Annotated in this window: 16 protein-coding genes and 1 pseudogene (1 of these 17 running past the window's edge); 7 read left to right on the top strand and 10 right to left on the bottom strand. The window is 64.2% G+C overall.

Annotated features, from left to right (window positions below):
* Positions 1-157: 157 nt before the first annotated feature.
* On the bottom strand, positions 158-1396 hold the full coding sequence (locus HU752_RS23050; RefSeq protein ID WP_186683904.1) for an acyl-CoA dehydrogenase family protein: 1239 nt from the start codon (positions 1394-1396) through the stop codon (positions 158-160).
* 395 nt (positions 1397-1791) lie between these two features.
* On the opposite strand from HU752_RS23050, the pseudogene sfnG reads away from it, so the two are divergent.
* Positions 1792-2899: pseudogene (gene sfnG / locus HU752_RS23045) on the top strand (dimethylsulfone monooxygenase SfnG).
* Between the two features lie 127 nt (positions 2900-3026).
* Here the strand turns inward: sfnG and soxR are convergent.
* Complete coding sequence (soxR, locus tag HU752_RS23040; protein ID WP_186683903.1) at positions 3027-3491, bottom strand: redox-sensitive transcriptional activator SoxR; 465 nt, start codon at positions 3489-3491, stop codon at positions 3027-3029.
* Between the two features lie 93 nt (positions 3492-3584).
* Here soxR and HU752_RS23035 point away from each other — a divergent pair, with 93 nt between their 5' ends.
* Entirely contained in the window at positions 3585-3950 is a 366-nt protein-coding gene (locus HU752_RS23035; protein ID WP_186683902.1) for an antibiotic biosynthesis monooxygenase, read from the top strand.
* 16 nt (positions 3951-3966) lie between these two features.
* Here HU752_RS23035 and HU752_RS23030 read toward each other — a convergent pair whose 3' ends face one another.
* The 4 genes from HU752_RS23030 to msuE form a co-directional block, all read right to left on the bottom strand.
* On the bottom strand, positions 3967-5076 hold the full coding sequence (locus HU752_RS23030) for a sigma-54 interaction domain-containing protein (protein WP_437182277.1): 1110 nt from the start codon (positions 5074-5076) through the stop codon (positions 3967-3969).
* A 2-nt stretch (positions 5077-5078) separates the two neighbouring features.
* Positions 5079-6266, bottom strand: a complete 1188-nt coding sequence (locus tag HU752_RS23025) for an acyl-CoA dehydrogenase family protein (RefSeq protein ID WP_186683900.1) — start codon at positions 6264-6266, stop codon at positions 5079-5081.
* Between the two features lie 149 nt (positions 6267-6415).
* Complete coding sequence (ssuD, locus tag HU752_RS23020; protein ID WP_186683899.1) at positions 6416-7561, bottom strand: FMNH2-dependent alkanesulfonate monooxygenase; 1146 nt, start codon at positions 7559-7561, stop codon at positions 6416-6418.
* A gap of 9 nt (positions 7562-7570) precedes the next feature.
* On the bottom strand, positions 7571-8134 hold the full coding sequence (gene msuE, locus HU752_RS23015) for an FMN reductase (protein WP_186683898.1): 564 nt from the start codon (positions 8132-8134) through the stop codon (positions 7571-7573).
* A 412-nt stretch (positions 8135-8546) separates the two neighbouring features.
* On the opposite strand from msuE, the gene HU752_RS23010 reads away from it, so the two are divergent.
* The 4 genes from HU752_RS23010 to HU752_RS22995 all read left to right on the top strand — a co-directional run bounded on the left by HU752_RS23010 (position 8547) and on the right by HU752_RS22995 (position 12803).
* Complete coding sequence (locus tag HU752_RS23010) at positions 8547-8816, top strand: hypothetical protein (protein ID WP_186683897.1); 270 nt, start codon at positions 8547-8549, stop codon at positions 8814-8816.
* A 105-nt stretch (positions 8817-8921) separates the two neighbouring features.
* On the top strand, positions 8922-9548 hold the full coding sequence (locus HU752_RS23005) for a LysE family translocator (RefSeq protein WP_186683896.1): 627 nt from the start codon (positions 8922-8924) through the stop codon (positions 9546-9548).
* A 218-nt stretch (positions 9549-9766) separates the two neighbouring features.
* Positions 9767-10936 carry an aminotransferase class V-fold PLP-dependent enzyme gene (locus HU752_RS23000; RefSeq protein WP_186683895.1) on the top strand — a complete coding sequence of 390 codons (1170 nt, stop codon included), beginning with the start codon at positions 9767-9769 and terminating at the stop codon, positions 10934-10936.
* 58 nt (positions 10937-10994) lie between these two features.
* Positions 10995-12803: an aminopeptidase P family protein gene (locus HU752_RS22995; protein ID WP_186683893.1), complete on the top strand. Its 1809-nt coding sequence runs from the start codon at positions 10995-10997 to the stop codon at positions 12801-12803.
* A 54-nt stretch (positions 12804-12857) separates the two neighbouring features.
* On the opposite strand, the gene HU752_RS22990 is transcribed toward HU752_RS22995, so the two are convergent.
* Entirely contained in the window at positions 12858-13454 is a 597-nt protein-coding gene (locus HU752_RS22990) for a 2-hydroxychromene-2-carboxylate isomerase (RefSeq protein WP_186683891.1), read from the bottom strand.
* Positions 13455-13490: 36 nt separating this feature from the next.
* The gene (locus HU752_RS22985) at positions 13491-14231 is read right to left on the bottom strand and encodes an SDR family oxidoreductase (protein ID WP_186683889.1); all 741 of its coding nucleotides are present in this window, start codon (positions 14229-14231) and stop codon (positions 13491-13493) included.
* A gap of 93 nt (positions 14232-14324) precedes the next feature.
* Between HU752_RS22985 and HU752_RS22980 the strand changes: the two genes are divergently transcribed.
* Positions 14325-14894, top strand: coding sequence for a TetR/AcrR family transcriptional regulator (locus HU752_RS22980; protein ID WP_186683887.1), 570 nt, complete (start codon positions 14325-14327; stop codon positions 14892-14894).
* A gap of 10 nt (positions 14895-14904) precedes the next feature.
* On the opposite strand, the gene HU752_RS22975 is transcribed toward HU752_RS22980, so the two are convergent.
* On the bottom strand, positions 14905-15183 hold the full coding sequence (locus tag HU752_RS22975; protein WP_186683885.1) for a hypothetical protein: 279 nt from the start codon (positions 15181-15183) through the stop codon (positions 14905-14907).
* 170 nt (positions 15184-15353) lie between these two features.
* Positions 15354-15658: the final stretch of a threonine/homoserine exporter RhtA gene (gene rhtA / locus HU752_RS22970; RefSeq protein WP_186683883.1), read on the bottom strand. 583 nt of this gene lie beyond the right edge of the window; the window shows 305 of its 888 coding nt (coding positions 584-888); the start codon falls outside the window, past its right edge; it ends in the stop codon at positions 15354-15356.

Genomic DNA, 15658 nt, shown 5'->3' with positions numbered 1-15658 from the left:
TCCGCGTGGTAACGCAGCCCGTGACGCTCTGCGTCACCAGAGCGGACGCCGAGCCTCCTGAGAGGCATTCCCACGCGGAGCGTGGGAACGATCGGTCTATCTACAGTGGGAGCCGGATTTATCCGAAAAAGGGACGCTACCCATCCCCTGGATCTTCTCAGCCGTTGGCCGGCCCGTTGCCGATCTGCCAGACGAACGGCGGCTCGGAGCCATTGATCGCCCAGTCGCCAACGATGCGTGCCTTGTAGATCACCGGGTTATGCGACGACACCGTGCGCGCGTTGCGCCAATGACGATCCAGTGCCTTGCCCTGGCGGACGTCGGAGGCGCCGAGGGCATTGAACAGCTCGCTGGTGGCACGCTGGATCAGCTCCGACACCACCACCTGTGCCGTGGCCGACTCGATTTCCGCATCGACGTTGGCCTGCCGCTCCAGCTCGGCATCGCCGCCGAACCGTGCCAGGTAAGCCCGCTGTGCCGGCTGCGCCGCACGTACCGCGGCGGCCTCGGCGGCATACACCCGCGCGGCGACCTCGCCGACCACCTGCTGCACCTGGGCATCCTCGCTGACCCGCTGGGCATTGCCATGGCTGTAGATGCGCTTGCGCTCGCGCACCTGCTGCGCCACCTCCCTGAGCGCCGCGCGACCGATACCGGCCAGGGTCGCCAGCAGCACCAGTTGGTAGAACGCCGTCTGGTATTTGAAGCGGCTGGCGAAGTCGATCACATGCTCCTTTTCCACCGGCGCGTCGACGAACCGCGAGGTGCCGCTGCCGGTGGTGCGCTGACCGAAACCGTCCCAGTCGTCGCTGTGCTCGACGCCCGGCTGGCGCGCACGCACGGCGGCGATCACGTCGCCGCCGGTGTCGCTGCGGCGGGCGTAGACGTCGATCCAGTCGGCGAAGAGGCTGCCGGTGCTATAGAACTTCTCGCCGTTGAGGCGCCATTGTTCGCCGTCCGGCGCGACCTGGGTCACCACGTCGCCGATGGTCACGTTGCCGATCTCGGTCCAAGCGCAGCCAACGATGTCGCCATCGACGAAACGCTTGAACCACAGGTCGCGGTTGGGGCCGGGCGCCGCGTTCAGGCGGTCCTCGGCAAAGGCGAAATGGCCGCGCAGGGCTTGTGGAACGTTGGAGTCGGCCTCGGCCAGTTCGATCAGCAACTGGAACAGCTGCGGCAGGGAGGCGCCGCCACCGCCGTATTCCACGGGTACCCGGACCGCGCCGAAACCGGCTTGCTTGAGCCACTGGATCGGTTCGTGGGGTAGTTCGCGCGCCAGTTCCCGTTGTACGGCGTCGGCGGCGATACGGGCGAAGATCGGGCGGAAGCGCTCGGCCAGGGGCTCGTAGTCGACGCCGAGGGACAGCGGGTTGATTACCTGGTGTTCGGTCATGGGACAGCTCCTTGGGGCAGGTAGGGATAACTGCGGTTGCCGGGAGTGGTTGCAGGGTCCATGCCGGAGCGTGAGGCCCCGTATTGGCGGGCCTTCCCATGAAGTAGCCCAGGGGTAACTGTTGTCTGCGCAACAGAACTTCAACAAATCGTCCTGCCAACCTACAGATTCCGATGGTCGCCAACGGATGTGAACACCAAGGGAGGAGGCTTTGTGCAGGAGCGGGCTTGCCCGCGAATTGGGCCTCAAGGCTGCAAAAAACTCGCGGCGCTGCGGCGTCCCGACAAGCCCGTTCCAGGGTGCCGTGCCGTGCCGTGTCCATGTGGCCGGGATTTCGGCACTGGCACGCTTGCTGCTCCCCTGACCTGACCTTCCCTGGATCGAGGTCCAACACCATGAGTCAGCAAGCCGTCAAATTCGCCTATTGGGTACCCAATGTCAGTGGTGGCCTGGTCGTCAGCAAAATCGAGCAGCGCACCCGCTGGGATATCGACTACAACCGCAAGCTGGCACAGCTGGCGGAGGAGGCCGGGTTCGAATACGGCCTGACCCAGATCCGCTTCACCGCCGGCTATGGTGCCGAGTACCAGCACGAGTCCGTTGCGTTCAGCCACGCGCTGCTGGCGGCGACCACGCGGCTGAAGGTGATCGCCGCGATCCTGCCCGGCCCCTGGCAGCCAGCGCTGGCCGCCAAGCAACTGGCGACCATCGACCATCGACCAACTGACCGGTGGACGGATTGCCGTCAACATCGTCAGTGGCTGGTTCCGTGGCGAATTCCACGCCATCGGTGAGCACTGGCTGGAGCACGACGAACGTTATCGCCGTTCCGAGGAATTCATTCGTGCGCTGAAGGGCATCTGGACCCAGGATGCGTTCACCTTCAAGGGCGACTTCTACCGCTTCAACGACTACAGCCTCAAGCCCAAGCCGCTGAGCCAGCCGCACCCGGAGATTTTCCAGGGGGGCAGCTCGCGGGCGGCACGGGACATGGCCGCGCGGGTGTCGGATTGGTACTTCACCAACGGCAATACCCCGGAAGGTATCAAGGCCCAGGTCGACGATATTCGTGCCAAGGCTGCGGCCAATGGCCATTCGGTGAAAATCGGGGTGAACGCCTTCGTCATTGCCCGCGACACCGAAGAAGAGGCCCGCGCGGTACTGGCCGAAATCATCGACAAGGCCGACCCCGAGGCGGTCGGGGCGTTTGGCGATGCGGCGAAGCAGGCGGGCAAGTCGTCGCCGGAAGGCGAGGGCAACTGGGCCAAGTCCAGTTTCGAGGACCTGGTGCAGTACAACGACGGCTTCAAGACCAACCTGATCGGCACGCCGCAACAGATTGCCGAGCGAATCGTGGCCCTGAAAGCGGTGGGGGTGGACCTGGTGCTGGCGGGGTTCCTGCACTTCCAGGAGGAGGTCGAGTACTTCGGCAAGCGGGTGTTGCCGCTGGTGCGTGAACTCGAAGCGCAGAAGGCCGGGCGGCCGGTGGCCGAGCCGGCCTGAGTCGCTCCAATCTACGCTTCCCCTGTAGGAGCGCGGCTTGCCCGCGAACGAGACGACGCGATGTATCAGTTATTGCGCGTTATCGTTCTTCGCGGGCAAGCCGCGCTCCTACAGGTGCCGTAGGCGATCAGCTTTCCGGCTCCAGCAGGTGGGGGCCGGGGCCCTGGTCGCCCAGCACATCGCCCTGGTTGCGCAGCGGGCAGGTCTCCATCGACAGGCAGCCACAGCCGATGCAGCCGTTGAGCTTGTCCCGCAGCTTGCTCAGGCGGGCGATGCGCTCGTCCAGTTCGTTCTTCCAGCGTTCCGACATCCGGGCCCAATCCGCGGCTGTCGGCGTCCGGCCTTCGGGCAACGCCATCAGGGCCTGATGGATCTCCGCCAAGGGAATTCCCAGGCTTTGCGCCACCTTGATCAGCGACACCCGGCGCAGCACGTCGCGAGCATAGCGGCGCTGGTTTCCCGCGTTGCGGCTGCTCTGGATCAGCCCCCTGGATTCGTAGAAATGCAGGGCCGTCACCGAGACGCCGCTGCGTGCGGCCACCTGGCCGACCGTGAGTGCCCTGTCCGTGGGCAGGGCCTTGTGCAATGCCATCGGAAAAATCTCTTGACCTCTAGTTAACTTGAGGTTTTACCCTGCATCACCTCGGATCTCAAGATCCCGTGCGATTTCCCGGGGGAGCCTTCCATGCCATCGACAGACAAGAACCGCAGCTTCACTCAACTGATCCAGTTCGAGATCGAACCCCACCAACAGGAGGCCCTGGTCAATGCCCTGGCGTGGCAGACCGAGCGCCTGGCCGAGGGGTTTGCCGGCTTCATCAGCGGCAATGTGCAGGCCAGTGAAGATGGCCGGCGCGTGCTGAACGTGTTGCAGTGGCGCTCGAAAGAGGCCGGAGAGGCGGCGTTCGCCCGCTTCGAGAGTGGCGAGGAGGATTTCTGGCTGCTGATTCGCTCGCACCGGGCCAAGGCGGTGACCTTCGGTTCGTTCCAGGTGTTGCGCAGCATCGAGCGCAGCCACGATAACGCGCTGCACTGCGCATTGGTCGGCTAGTGGCCGGTGCGGGCCACTATATCGATAGCTGCAGCATGCGGTCGCCCTGGACGTTCTCCCCGGGGCGACGCTTGTTCACCGCCAGCTCGCCGATTTTGATCAACCGGGTGCGGGTCACGTTGCGGCTCAGTCCGAGCAGGTTGGCGGTGTGCACCTGGTTGTAGTGGCTGAAGCGGTAGGCCGCGCGGAGCAGTGCGTCCTCGACCTTTTCGTGGAGGGCCCCGGCCTGCTCCTCGAAGAGTTTCTGGAAGGCTCGGTCGAGCAACGCTTCGGCCGAGTCGTCGGTGGCCGTGGCGCTGTCGTCCTGGCGTTCGATGCGCATGTTCGACAGGCGCAGGTCGTCGCGCTCGATCACCCCGTTGCGGCAGATCAGCAAGGTGTGGTGGATGACGTTTTCCAGCTCGCGGATGTTGCCCGGCCAACTGTAGCTCTTGAGTTTCTGCTCGGCCGCCGGACTGATACGGATGTCGCCGTAGCCCAGGCGCTGGCAGTAGGCGTCGATGAAGTGCCGGGTCAGTGGCAGGATGTCGCCGGGCCGCTCGCGCAATGGGCTCAGTTCCAGGTTGACGACGTCGAGGCGGTAGTAGAGGTCCTCGCGGAAATGCCCGGCGTTGATCGCCTTTTCCAGCTGGACGTTGGTCGCCGCCAGCACCCGCACATTGATAGGGATGCTCTTGCGCGAGCCCAGGCGCACGACTTCGCGTTCTTGCAGTACCCGCAGCAGTTTGACCTGGATCGGCATCGGCAGGTCGCCGATCTCGTCGAGGAACAGCGTGCCGCCGTCGGCCTCCTCGAACCAGCCGGCCTTGGCGCCGAGGGCGCCGGTGAAGGCGCCTTTCTCATGGCCGAACAGCTCGGCCTCGACCAGCGATTCGGAAAAGGCCCCGCAGTTGACCGCGATGAACGGCCGGTTGCGGCGGGCGCTGAGGTTGTGAATGTGCCGGGCTACCAGCTCCTTGCCGGTGCCGGTCTCGCCGATGATCAGCACGCTGGCCTCGCTGGGCGCGACCTGTTGCAGGTGGGCGAGCAGGGCCTGGGACTTGGGGTCTTCGAAGACCTGGGCGGTGGCGCGGATCGAGGTCGCCAGGGCCGGCGAGGGCGGTAGGGTCAGTAGCTGCATGGGCATCTCTACGAATAGAAGGTGGGGATGGGGAGTGTCTGGTTCAGGGCCCAGTCGCCTAGTTCCTGGAGCTTGTAGTCCAGCGGGTCGTGCAGGGTCTGGGTGCGCAGGTTGCGCCAGTGCCGGTCGAGCCTCAGCGAGGCGTGGGTAGAGCGTGCGCCGGTGACTTCGAACAGCTTGCTGCACAGCTCCAGGCCTTGGCGGCTGGCGGCGACCTTGGCGGTGGCGATGGCGGTCGCCAGTTCGCCGCGTTCCTCGGCGCTCAGTTCCGGCCCCTTGGCCCAGGCGCGGTCGAGCCCTGCGGCGGCGCGTTCGACGAGTAGCCGCACGCCTTCGAGGGCGACCCAGAAGTCACCATAATGGCTGAGGATATACGGGTCCTTGCGGATGTCCTCGGTCCCGGACTTGAACCATGGACGGGTCTCGGTGAGGGTGTACTGCCGGGCCTCCTCGAAGGCGCCTTCGGCGATGCCGAGGAACATGTGGGTAAAGGTCAGTTGCGCGATCAGTGGGCGCAGGCAGGCAAAGGGCGTGCTCAGCGGGCCCGGGTCGAGCAGCAGTTCCGATTCCTCGACCCGTACCCGTTCGAAGCTGGCACTGCCGCTGTCGGTCTGGCGCTGGCCCATGTTGTGCCAGTCGTTGTGCAGGGTGATGCCGGAGCGGCCACTGGGGATCGCGGCGATCAGCAGTTTGCCGCCGGCGCTTTCGTCGACGGCCGAGGCGATCAGCATTTCCGAGTCGCTGGCGCCGGAGCAGAAGCTCTTCTTGCCGGAGAACTCGCGCCAGCCGCCGAGCTTGCGCACCACGGTACGGGTGTCCAGCGGGTTGAGGGCGTTGCCCCAGAACCAGTTCTTGCGCGCGGTCTGTTCGAACCACGGTTGCCATTGCTCGGGGCGCGAGAACAGGCGCACGGTGGCGAGCATCAGGTGATGGAAACCGAAGACATGGGCAATGGAGCTGTCGACCTTGGCGAACTCGCGCACCACGCTGAGGGTTTCGCTCCAGCTGGCGCCGAGGCCACCGTATTGCGTGGGAATGCTCAGGGCCAGCAGACCACTGTGGCGCAGTGCATCGCGCTGGGCTTTCGGCGTGCCGCCGCGTTCGTCGCGCTCGACGGCGGTTTCGGCAAACTCGGCCGCCAGCAGGCGGGCGGTATGCAGGGGGTCGGGAAGGAGGTTGTGCGGTTGAGCCGTCACGCGGTGTTCCTCTGTCTAAGGCGATAGTCCGACGGGTGGACTTGCGTGGGAGCCGGCTTGCTGGCGATTGCAACTGAACAGTCAACATCCTCATCGACTGATAAACCGCTATCGCCAGCAAGCCGGCTCCCACAGGTTGGGCGATGTCTTCAAGTTCGCGTTTGGGTGGGCAACACGTCGTTGGCGATCATTTCGCCGAAGGGCCCGGTCAGGTTGGTCACGCCGCGACCGGCCAGGCTGGCATAGGGCTCGGGCAGCAGCGGGAACACCAGTTCGGCGAAGCGATAGGCCTCTTCCAGATGCGGGTAGCCGGAGAAGATGAAGCTTTCGATCCCCAGGTCCGCGTACTCCTTGATACGTTCGGCGACCTGTTGTGGATCGCCGACCAGCGCAGTCCCGGCGCCACCCCGGACCAGGCCGACGCCGGCCCACAGGTTGGGTGCGATCTCCAGGTTGTCGCGGCGGCCGCCGTGCAGGGCGGCCATGCGCCGCTGGCCTTCGGAGTCGAAGCGCGCGAAGGACTGCTGCGCGGCGGCGATGGTTTCGTCGCTGATGTGTTCGATCAGCTGGTCAGCGGCCTTCCAGGCCTCTTCGGCGGTTTCCCGGACGATCACATGCAGGCGGATGCCGAAACGCACGGTGCGCCCCTTGCGCGCGGCGCGCTCGCGGATGTCGGCCAGCTTGGCGGCCACGGCGGCCGGAGGCTCGCCCCAGGTCAGGTAGACGTCGACCTGGTCGGCGGCGAGATCGTGGGCCGCGTCCGAGGATCCGCCGAAATACAGCGGTGGGTAGGGCTTCTGCACGGGCGGGTAAAGCGCCTTGGCGTTCTGTACCTTCAGGTGCTTGCCTTCGAAGTCGACCGCTTCGCCCTGCAATACCCGGCGCCAGATCTTCAGGAATTCATCGGTGACTTCGTAGCGTTCGCCATGGCTGAGGAAGCTGCCGTCGCCGCGGTTTTCGTCGGGGTCGCCACCGGTCACCACGTTGATCAGCAGGCGGCCGTTGGATAGCCGGTCGAGGGTGGCGGCCATGCGCGCCGAGACGGTCGGCGAAATGATCCCGGGACGGATCGCCACCAGGTAGCGCAGGCGTTCGGTCAGCGGTACCAGGGCCGAGGCGATGACCCAGGAGTCCTCGCAGGAGCGGCCGGTGGGAATCAGCACGCCGTGATAGCCGAGGCTGTCGGCGGCCTGGGCCACCTGTTTCAGGTAGTTGAGAGTGACCGGACGGGCGCCCTGGGTGGTGCCCAGGTAGTGACCGTCACCGTGAGTGGGGAGAAACCAGAAGACATCCATGGCAAGTCCTTAGGCGGTTTTCAGCAGATGCTTGGAGTGGGCGCCGAACAGGGGGGCGGCGCGTTCTGCAGCAAGGCGGATGCGGGCCTTCAGGGGCTCGCTGGTTATCTGGTAGTTGGCGAAGTCGGCTTCGCTGGCATAGACCCCGATGGGCAGGGTCAGGGCCTGGAAGAAACTGAACAGCGGGCGCAGTTGGTGATCCAGGACCAGGGCATGGCGCTCGCTGCCACCGGTGGCCGCCAGCAGCACCGGGGTATCGATCAGCGCATTGAGGTCGACCAGGTCGAACAGGTGCTTGAGCAGGCCTGGATACGAGCCACGGTAGACCGGCGAGGCAACGATCAGCAGGTCGGCCTGTTCGATGGCTTGCAGCTCGGCCTCGACCTCGGCACTCAGCTCGGCACGTGACAGCGCCGCGCCGAGGGGGCGGGCGATATCGGTCAGTTCGATCAGGCGGCTTTCGATGTGCAGGTGTTGCGCCAGCTCGGCGAGCAGCGCCTGGGTCAGCACCAGGGTGCGAGAGGGGCGGTAGGGGCCGCCGGAGAGGGCAACGACTTTTAGTGCACGGGACATGATCGGTTCCTTTTCAAACAGTTGCTGGGCGAGCAGGGCAGTGGCCGGGCTCGGGTGAACGAGCTTGAGCAAGACCTGTACCAGGCGCCCTGGCCCCGTATTCACGGGCTTCTGGCGGCTCCGACGAAAGGCCGGGTGCTGGCTGGCGGGCTGTTTTGTTGATCGACTGTTGGCTGGCGAACAGTTGCCCGGGCAACATCGATCAAGCGCCTGGATCCGTTGTACGGGTTTTCTGATATTCCGTAAATGAACGTATTTCCATATTTATATATCTATTATGAATATAAAGGAGTCTGGCCGCAGGAGGCATGAATGGTCGATAGCGACTATCGAGAGAGGTGATTTCTGCGGTGTGGGGGCGGCCCGGTAGCCTGTATCCATCAACTCAAACCGGGCATTCGGGAGTCACCCCATGAAACGTTCACCTGCGATCCTGCTGCTTTTACTGCTTTCGGTCCTGGCCGGTTGCGCCAGCCATCCGTCCCCGGAACTGCGGCCCTATACCGCCGAGGAAACCAAGGAATTGGCGCTTGAAGCGCTGAACCGCCGCGGACTGTCCTTCGATGAATACCAGCGCAAGAAAGCCGAACTGATGGGCCAGCCCCAGCAGGTCTACGGCTTTGACGAGCAGGGTGAGATCAGTGCCGATCGCGGCAGTAACAGACGCTCAAATCAGGGCTGAAACCTTAAACTGTACTGGCCGAAGTTTTCAGCAGCTGTGCCTGAGTTTCCACGGGGCGCTGGGATAGGGTGAGAGCCTGACTGACTCGCTTGCCGGATGCCCGCCATGACTCTCTCGTTCGACCTCCTGCTGGGCTTTGCCCTGTTCGCCCTGGTGACTTCCGTGACGCCCGGTCCCAACAACACCCTGTTGCTGGCCTCCGGGGTGAACTTCGGTTTCAACCGTTCCGTTCCCCATATCCTGGGGATCTCCTGCGGCTTCTTTGTCCTGGTGCTGGCCGTCGGCCTCGGCCTGGGCGCGGTGTTCGAGACCTATCCGGTGCTCTATACGGCCCTGCGCTACATCGGGGGTGCCTACCTGTTGTATCTCGCCTGGAAAATCGCCGGCTCGGGACCGGTTTCCGAAACCGAGCCGGGCCAGGGCCGGCCGTTCGGTTTCTGGAATGCGGCGGCGTTCCAGTGGGTCAATCCCAAGGCCTGGGTGATGGCGGTCGGTGCGATCAGTACCTACACACCGCTGCAGGGCTATTTCAGCAACGTACTGGTGATCGCCGCGGTATTTGCCCTGATCAATGCGCCTTCGGTGAGTCTCTGGGCCGCGTGCGGCAGCCTGCTGCGCAATGTGCTGCGCGAGCCGCGTTGGCTACGCCTGTTCAACCTGGCGATGGCGCTGCTGCTGGTGATTTCGTTGTATCCGCTGATCCATGAGAGTGTGCTGCAACTGTCCCGCTGAAACAGACGCGGATCATCCGTTCTGTCACGGTTGCGAGCCTTCGGGTGCTCGCAACACCTCCCTCGGCGCGGTAAGCTGGATTTCAGGAGCGTTCCTACGCACTTTGCATGAAAGTCATCTTTCCTTGATCGTTTTCCATCGGGTACAGCTGTCTGTTCAACGTTCGCTGAACGCAGTGAGAGATCGATCCGCGGGACACGCTTTATGAGTCTTTTGCCATGAATCAACTTCCTTTGTATTTCGACTACGCTGCCACGACTCCGGTGGACGAGCGGGTCATCCAGGTCATGGTCGAGTGCCTGGGTTTCTCGGGCAACTTCGGCAACCCTGCCTCCAGCTCCCATGCCTTTGGCCAACGTGCCCGGCAGACCGTCGAGCTGGCCCGGCAGCAGGTGGCGAGCCTGGTGGGGGCCGCAGCCGAGCAGATCGTCTGGACCTCCGGTGCCACCGAATCGAACAACCTGGCCCTCAAGGGCGTGGCCCAGGCCCGCGGTTCGATGGGTGGGCATGTGGTCACCAGCCGGATCGAGCACAAGGCGGTCCTCGATACCGCCCGGCAACTGGAGGAAAGCGGGGTCGAGGTGACCTGGCTGGAGCCGGATGCCGAAGGGCTGATTACCGCGCAGATGGTTGCGGGGGCCTTGCGCAAGGACACGTTCCTGGTCTCGCTGATGCTGGTGAACAACGAGCTGGGTACCCTCAATGATGTGTGCGCCATCGGCCGGCGGGTTCGCGAGCACGGTGCGCTGTTTCATGTGGATGCGGCCCAGGGCGCTGGCAAGGTGCTCATCGACCTGAACGAGTGGCCGGTCGACCTGATGTCGTTCTCGGCCCACAAGCTGTATGGACCCAAGGGCATCGGCGCGTTGTACGTCGGGCCTCGTGCCCGACAGGGCGTGAGCGCGCAGATCCACGGTGGCGGCCATGAGGGCGGCTTGCGCTCGGGCACCCTGGCGACGCACCAGATCGCCGGCATGGGCAGCGCCTTTGCCCTGGCCAATGAGGCGTTCGAGGAGGAGCTGGCGCATATCCGCGTGTTGCGCCAGCGTCTGCTCGACCAGCTGGCGGATATCCCGGGCCTGCGCCTGAATGGCAGTGCCAGTCAGCGCATTCCCCACACCCTGAGCCTGACCTTCGCCGAAGGCTCGTTCAATGCTGCACAGCTCAGCCAGTCGCTGGCCTATTCAGCCACGTCGGCGTGCAATTCGGCGAGCAATGCGCCGTCCCACGTGCTGCTGGCCCTGGGACATGATGCCGGCTCCGCGGCCCGCACCATCCGCCTGAGCCTGGGGCGCTTCACCCGTGAGCAGGATGTCGACCGCGCGGCTGCGGCAATCAAGGCCTGCACCAGTGCCCCGGCACCGTTCTGGGCAGTTGCCCCGTCGTGAGCGCTGATCCATCATCAGCGCCGGATAACAATTAAACCCGTGAGTAGCAGGAGACATGATGAGCACGCAGACCTCGAGTCAGGGAACCGTACCCCAGCGCCTGGCGCGCACCCGCGAGCTGATGAAGCGCGAGGGCATCCACGCCTTGCTGGTGCCATCGGCCGACCCGCACCTGTCCGAGTACCTGCCGGCGTACTGGCAAGGGCGGCAGTGGCTGTCGGGCTTCCATGGTTCGGTCGGTACCCTGATTGTCACGGCGCAGTTCGCCGGGGTCTGGGCTGACAGCCGCTACTGGGAGCAGGCGACCAAGGAACTGGGCGGCAGCGGCATCGAGCTGGTCAAGCTGCAGCCGGGGCAACCCGGGCCGCTGGAGTGGCTGGCCGAGCAGACGCCGCAAGGCGGCGTGGTCGCGGTCGACGGCGCCGTGATGGCGCTGGCTTCGGCGCGTACGCTGGGCGAAAAACTGCAGGCCCGTGGTGCTCGCCTGCGTACCGACACCGACCTGCTGCAGCAGGTCTGGGAAGACCGGCCGGTATTGCCGAACCAGCCTGTCTACGAGCACCTGCCACCGCAGGCGACCGTCAGCCGCGGCGAGAAGCTGGCGCAATTGCGCGAAGAACTGAAAAACCGTGGTGCCGACTGGCATTTCATCGCGACCCTGGACGACATCGCCTGGCTGTTCAATCTGCGTGGCGCTGATGTGTCGTTCAACCCGGTGTTCGTTTCCTTCGCCCTGGTCAGCCAGCAGCAGGCCACGCTGTTCGTCGCCCTGGACAAGGTCAATGCCGAGCTGGTGCAGATCCTCAAGCGCGATGGCGTGACTCTGCGTGACTACGCCGAGATCGCGGCGGCCCTGGCGGCCGTGCCGGCCGGTTCCAGCCTGCTGGTCGATCCGGCCCGTGTCACCAGCGGCCTGCTGGACAACCTGGGCGCCGAGGTCAAGCTGGTGGAGGGGTTGAATCCGACCACCCTGGCCAAGTCGCGCAAGAGCCTGGACGATGCGGTGCATATTCGCCAGGCCATGGAACAGGATGGCGCTGCCTTGTGCGAATTCTTCGCCTGGCTGGAGACGGCGCTGGGACGCGAGCGGGTTACCGAACTGACCATCGACGAGAAACTGACCGCCGCTCGGGCTCGTCGTCCCGACTACGTGTCCCTGAGCTTCAACACCATCGCCGCGTTCAATGCCAATGGCGCGATGCCGCACTATCACGCGACCGAGCAGGAACATGCGGTGATCGAGGGCGACGGCCTGCTGTTGATCGACTCTGGCGGCCAGTACCTGGGCGGCACCACCGATATCACCCGGATGGTTCCGGTCGGCACGCCAAGCGCCGAGCAGAAGGCTGACTGTACACGGGTACTCAAGGGGGTGATCGCCCTGTCCCGGGCACGCTTTCCGCGCGGCATTCTTTCGCCGCTGCTCGACGCCATCGCCCGCGCGCCGATCTGGGCTGACAACGTCAACTACGGGCATGGTACCGGCCATGGCGTCGGCTATTTCCTCAACGTTCACGAAGGTCCGCAGGTGATCGCCTACCAGGCGGTCGCGGCGCCGCAGACGGCGATGCAGCCGGGGATGATCACTTCGATCGAGCCGGGCACCTACCGTCCGGGCCGGTGGGGGGTGCGTATCGAGAACCTGGCAATGAACCGTGAAGCGGGCGAGAGCGAGTTCGGTGAGTTCCTGCGATTCGAAACCCTGACCCTGTGCCCGATCGATACCCGTTGTCTGGAGCCTGCCCTGCTGACGCAGGAAGAGCGCGACTGGTTCAACGGTTACCATGCCGAGGTGCGTGAGCGGCTGAGTCCGTTGCTCGGTGGTGCGGCGCTGGAGTGGTTGAACACCCGTACTGCGGCGATCTGAAGGTGAACCGTGCCCTCGCCAGGGGGCACGGTTTTTGGCGGCGAGAACGATTTGTCAGGTCGCGGCCAGCGCTTCGCGGACGAACTCGAGGCGGTCCTGCCCGAAGAACAGCTGTTCGCCGACGAATAGGCTCGGTGCGCCAAACACGCCACGCTGCAAGGCCAGTTCGGTCTTTTCCCTCAAGGCATGCTTGACCTCTTCGTCCTGGGTCAGTGCCATGACCTGCTGCGGATCGAAGCCATGCTCCGCCAACACCTGCGCGACCGTGCCGGGATCATTCAGGTTGCGTCCATCGACCCACAGTGCGCGATACAACGCATCGACGAAGGGGACGAACCGTTCGGGTTGGCGCAGTTGCACGCCGGTGGTTGCCCGCATCAGCAGCAATGTGTTGATCGGAAAGTACGGGTTGAAGCGAAATGGCACGCCATAGCGTTGGGCGTAGCGGGTCAGATCCTGGATCATGTAGCGCCCCTTGGCTGGAATCTCCGCGGGGGAGGCATTGCCGGTAGCCTTGAAGATCCCGCCCAGCAGCATCGGCTGGTACACCAGCTCGGCATCGGCCTGCGCGCAGAGCCCGGGCAACTGGGTGTAGGCGAGGTAGGAGGCGGGGCTGCCCAGATCGAAATAGAACTCGACGTTTCTTTTCATGGATGAAGCATCCTTGTTGTTGTCGTGGGGAGGAGCTTACCAGCGTTCGTTCCAGGGCCGCAGGTCGAGTTCGAAGGTCCAGGCGTCCCGTGGCTGGTTGTGCAGGTACCAGTAGTTCTCGGCGATATGCGCGGGGTCGAGGATGCCGTCCTGGTCCTTGAGAGCGTACTTCTCCGGGAAGCTGGTACGGATGAAGTCGGTGTCGATGGCGCCGTCGACCACCACGTGGGCCACATGAATGTTCAGTGGTCCCAGTTCCCGCGCCATGCTTTGCGCCAGGGCCCGAATGCCGTGCTTGGCGCCGGCGAATGCGGCAAACCCGGCGGCTCCGCGCAGGCCGGCGGTGGCTCCGGTAAACAGGATGGTACCGCGCTGGCGGGTGACCATGCGTCGGGCGACTTCACGGGCATTGAGAAAGCCGGAGAAGCAGGCCATCTCCCAGATCTTGAAATACTTGCGGGCAGTCTCCTCGAGGATGCTGCACGGCACGTTGGCGCCGATGTTGAAGACGAAGGCTTCGATCGGACCGATCTGCGTTTCGATCTGCTCGATCAACGCGACCACCTCTTCTTCCTTGCGGGCATCGCAGGCGAAGCCGTGGGCCTCGCCGCCGGCCTGCCGGATGCTGTCGACCAGTGGTTGCAGCTTGTCGGCACTGCGTCGGGTCACGCAGGCGACGAAGCCCTCGCTGGCGAAACGCTTGGCGATGGCGCCTCCGGTGGCGTCGCCGGCTCCGACGACCAGCACGACTTTCTTGTGGTTGTTGGCTGTAGTCATGGTCAGTCTCGCTCTATAGGTAAACGATCGTTAACTAAACGAACGTTATGCTACGATCCGGTAAGCGTCAAGATCGGGAACAGGAACCGCACCATGCGTTATTCGCTCAGCCACAAACAGGAAACCCGCGAGCGCCTGCTGCAAAGCAGTGCGTCGTCGGCGAAACGATCAGGTTTTGCCTCCATTGGCGTGGATGGGTTGATGAAAGCCATCGGACTCAGTGGCGGTGCGTTCTATGGGCATTTCTCGTCCAAGGACGAGTTGTTCGGTGCCATTGTCGAGCGGGAGTTGAGCCAAAGCCTGGCTCGGTTGGGCGGGGAGGGGCAGCCGAGCCTTGCGCAGCTCGAGCGCTGTCTGAAGCTGTACCTGAGCATGAGTCATGTCGAGCAGGCGGAGGATGGCTGTGCGTTGCCGGCACTGGGGGCGGAAATCGCCCGGGCCGAGATGGCGGTGCGTGAGCGGGCCGAGGACTGGATGTGCCGGCTGCAGCAACGTTGGGCGCAGGCGCTGGGGAGCGAGAGCCTGGCGTGGTCGATCCTGTCCCAGTGCGTGGGGGCGCTGGTGGTGGCGCGCATGATGTCGACGCCGGCATTGCAGCGTCAGGTACTGAAATCGAGCCACGATGAAATCAGCCGCCAGATCGGGCAGTCATCCCCACAGTGATGGCCGCAGCCTACTTGCAGATGATGATCATGCTGCGGCTGGTGTAGCCTGCTGGGTTGAGGCCGAACGGGTAGTCACCTGGATCCTCGACGGCATCACCCGACTTGGCGATGATCTTGTAGCCCTTGTCGCTGCAGGAGTTGGCGGCCTTGGTGTAGCACTTGTCCCAGGAGGACGTCAGCCCCGAGCAGTTGATGTGCAGGCCCCGCTTGCCATGCTTGATGGGTTTGGAGGTCGCGGCACAACCGGCGACGGCGAGTACTGCCAAGACAATCAAAAGATGCTTCATTACTGTCCTTAATCTCCAGCCCCCGGATCAAACTGCCCGAGTTTGGCTTCTTTCGTGCCTGCCTGTTTCTTCCCTGGGCGCCCCATCCAAATTTATCAAGGCTGGCATTGAGTTAGACGTAAACATGTCTTATTTGCGCGACAAATGCCAGAGTAACGTCACGTGTTGTATCAATCCGTCGCGATTACCGGCTTGGGCTCGCTGCGCAAGGTTAGCGTTGCACCGATGGAGGCACAGATGATGCAGGCGATTGCCAGCCACTGTGCCAGGGACAGGTACTCGCCGAGAAACAGCAGGCCGGAGAGGGCACCGAAGGCCGGCTCGATGCTCATCAGGGTGCCGAAGGTGCGTGCAGGGATGCGGGTCAGTGCGACCATTTCCAGGCTATAGGGCAGGGCGGTGGAGAGGATGGCTACGCCGAGGGCGGCGGGGATCAGCGCCGGGGTGAGCAAGGTGCTGCCGGCGTGGGCAATGC

The sequence above is a fragment of the Pseudomonas vanderleydeniana genome (genome assembly GCF_014268755.2).
Classification (GTDB): domain Bacteria; phylum Pseudomonadota; class Gammaproteobacteria; order Pseudomonadales; family Pseudomonadaceae; genus Aquipseudomonas; species Aquipseudomonas vanderleydeniana.
This window is presented reverse-complemented; position numbering and strand designations above follow the sequence as displayed.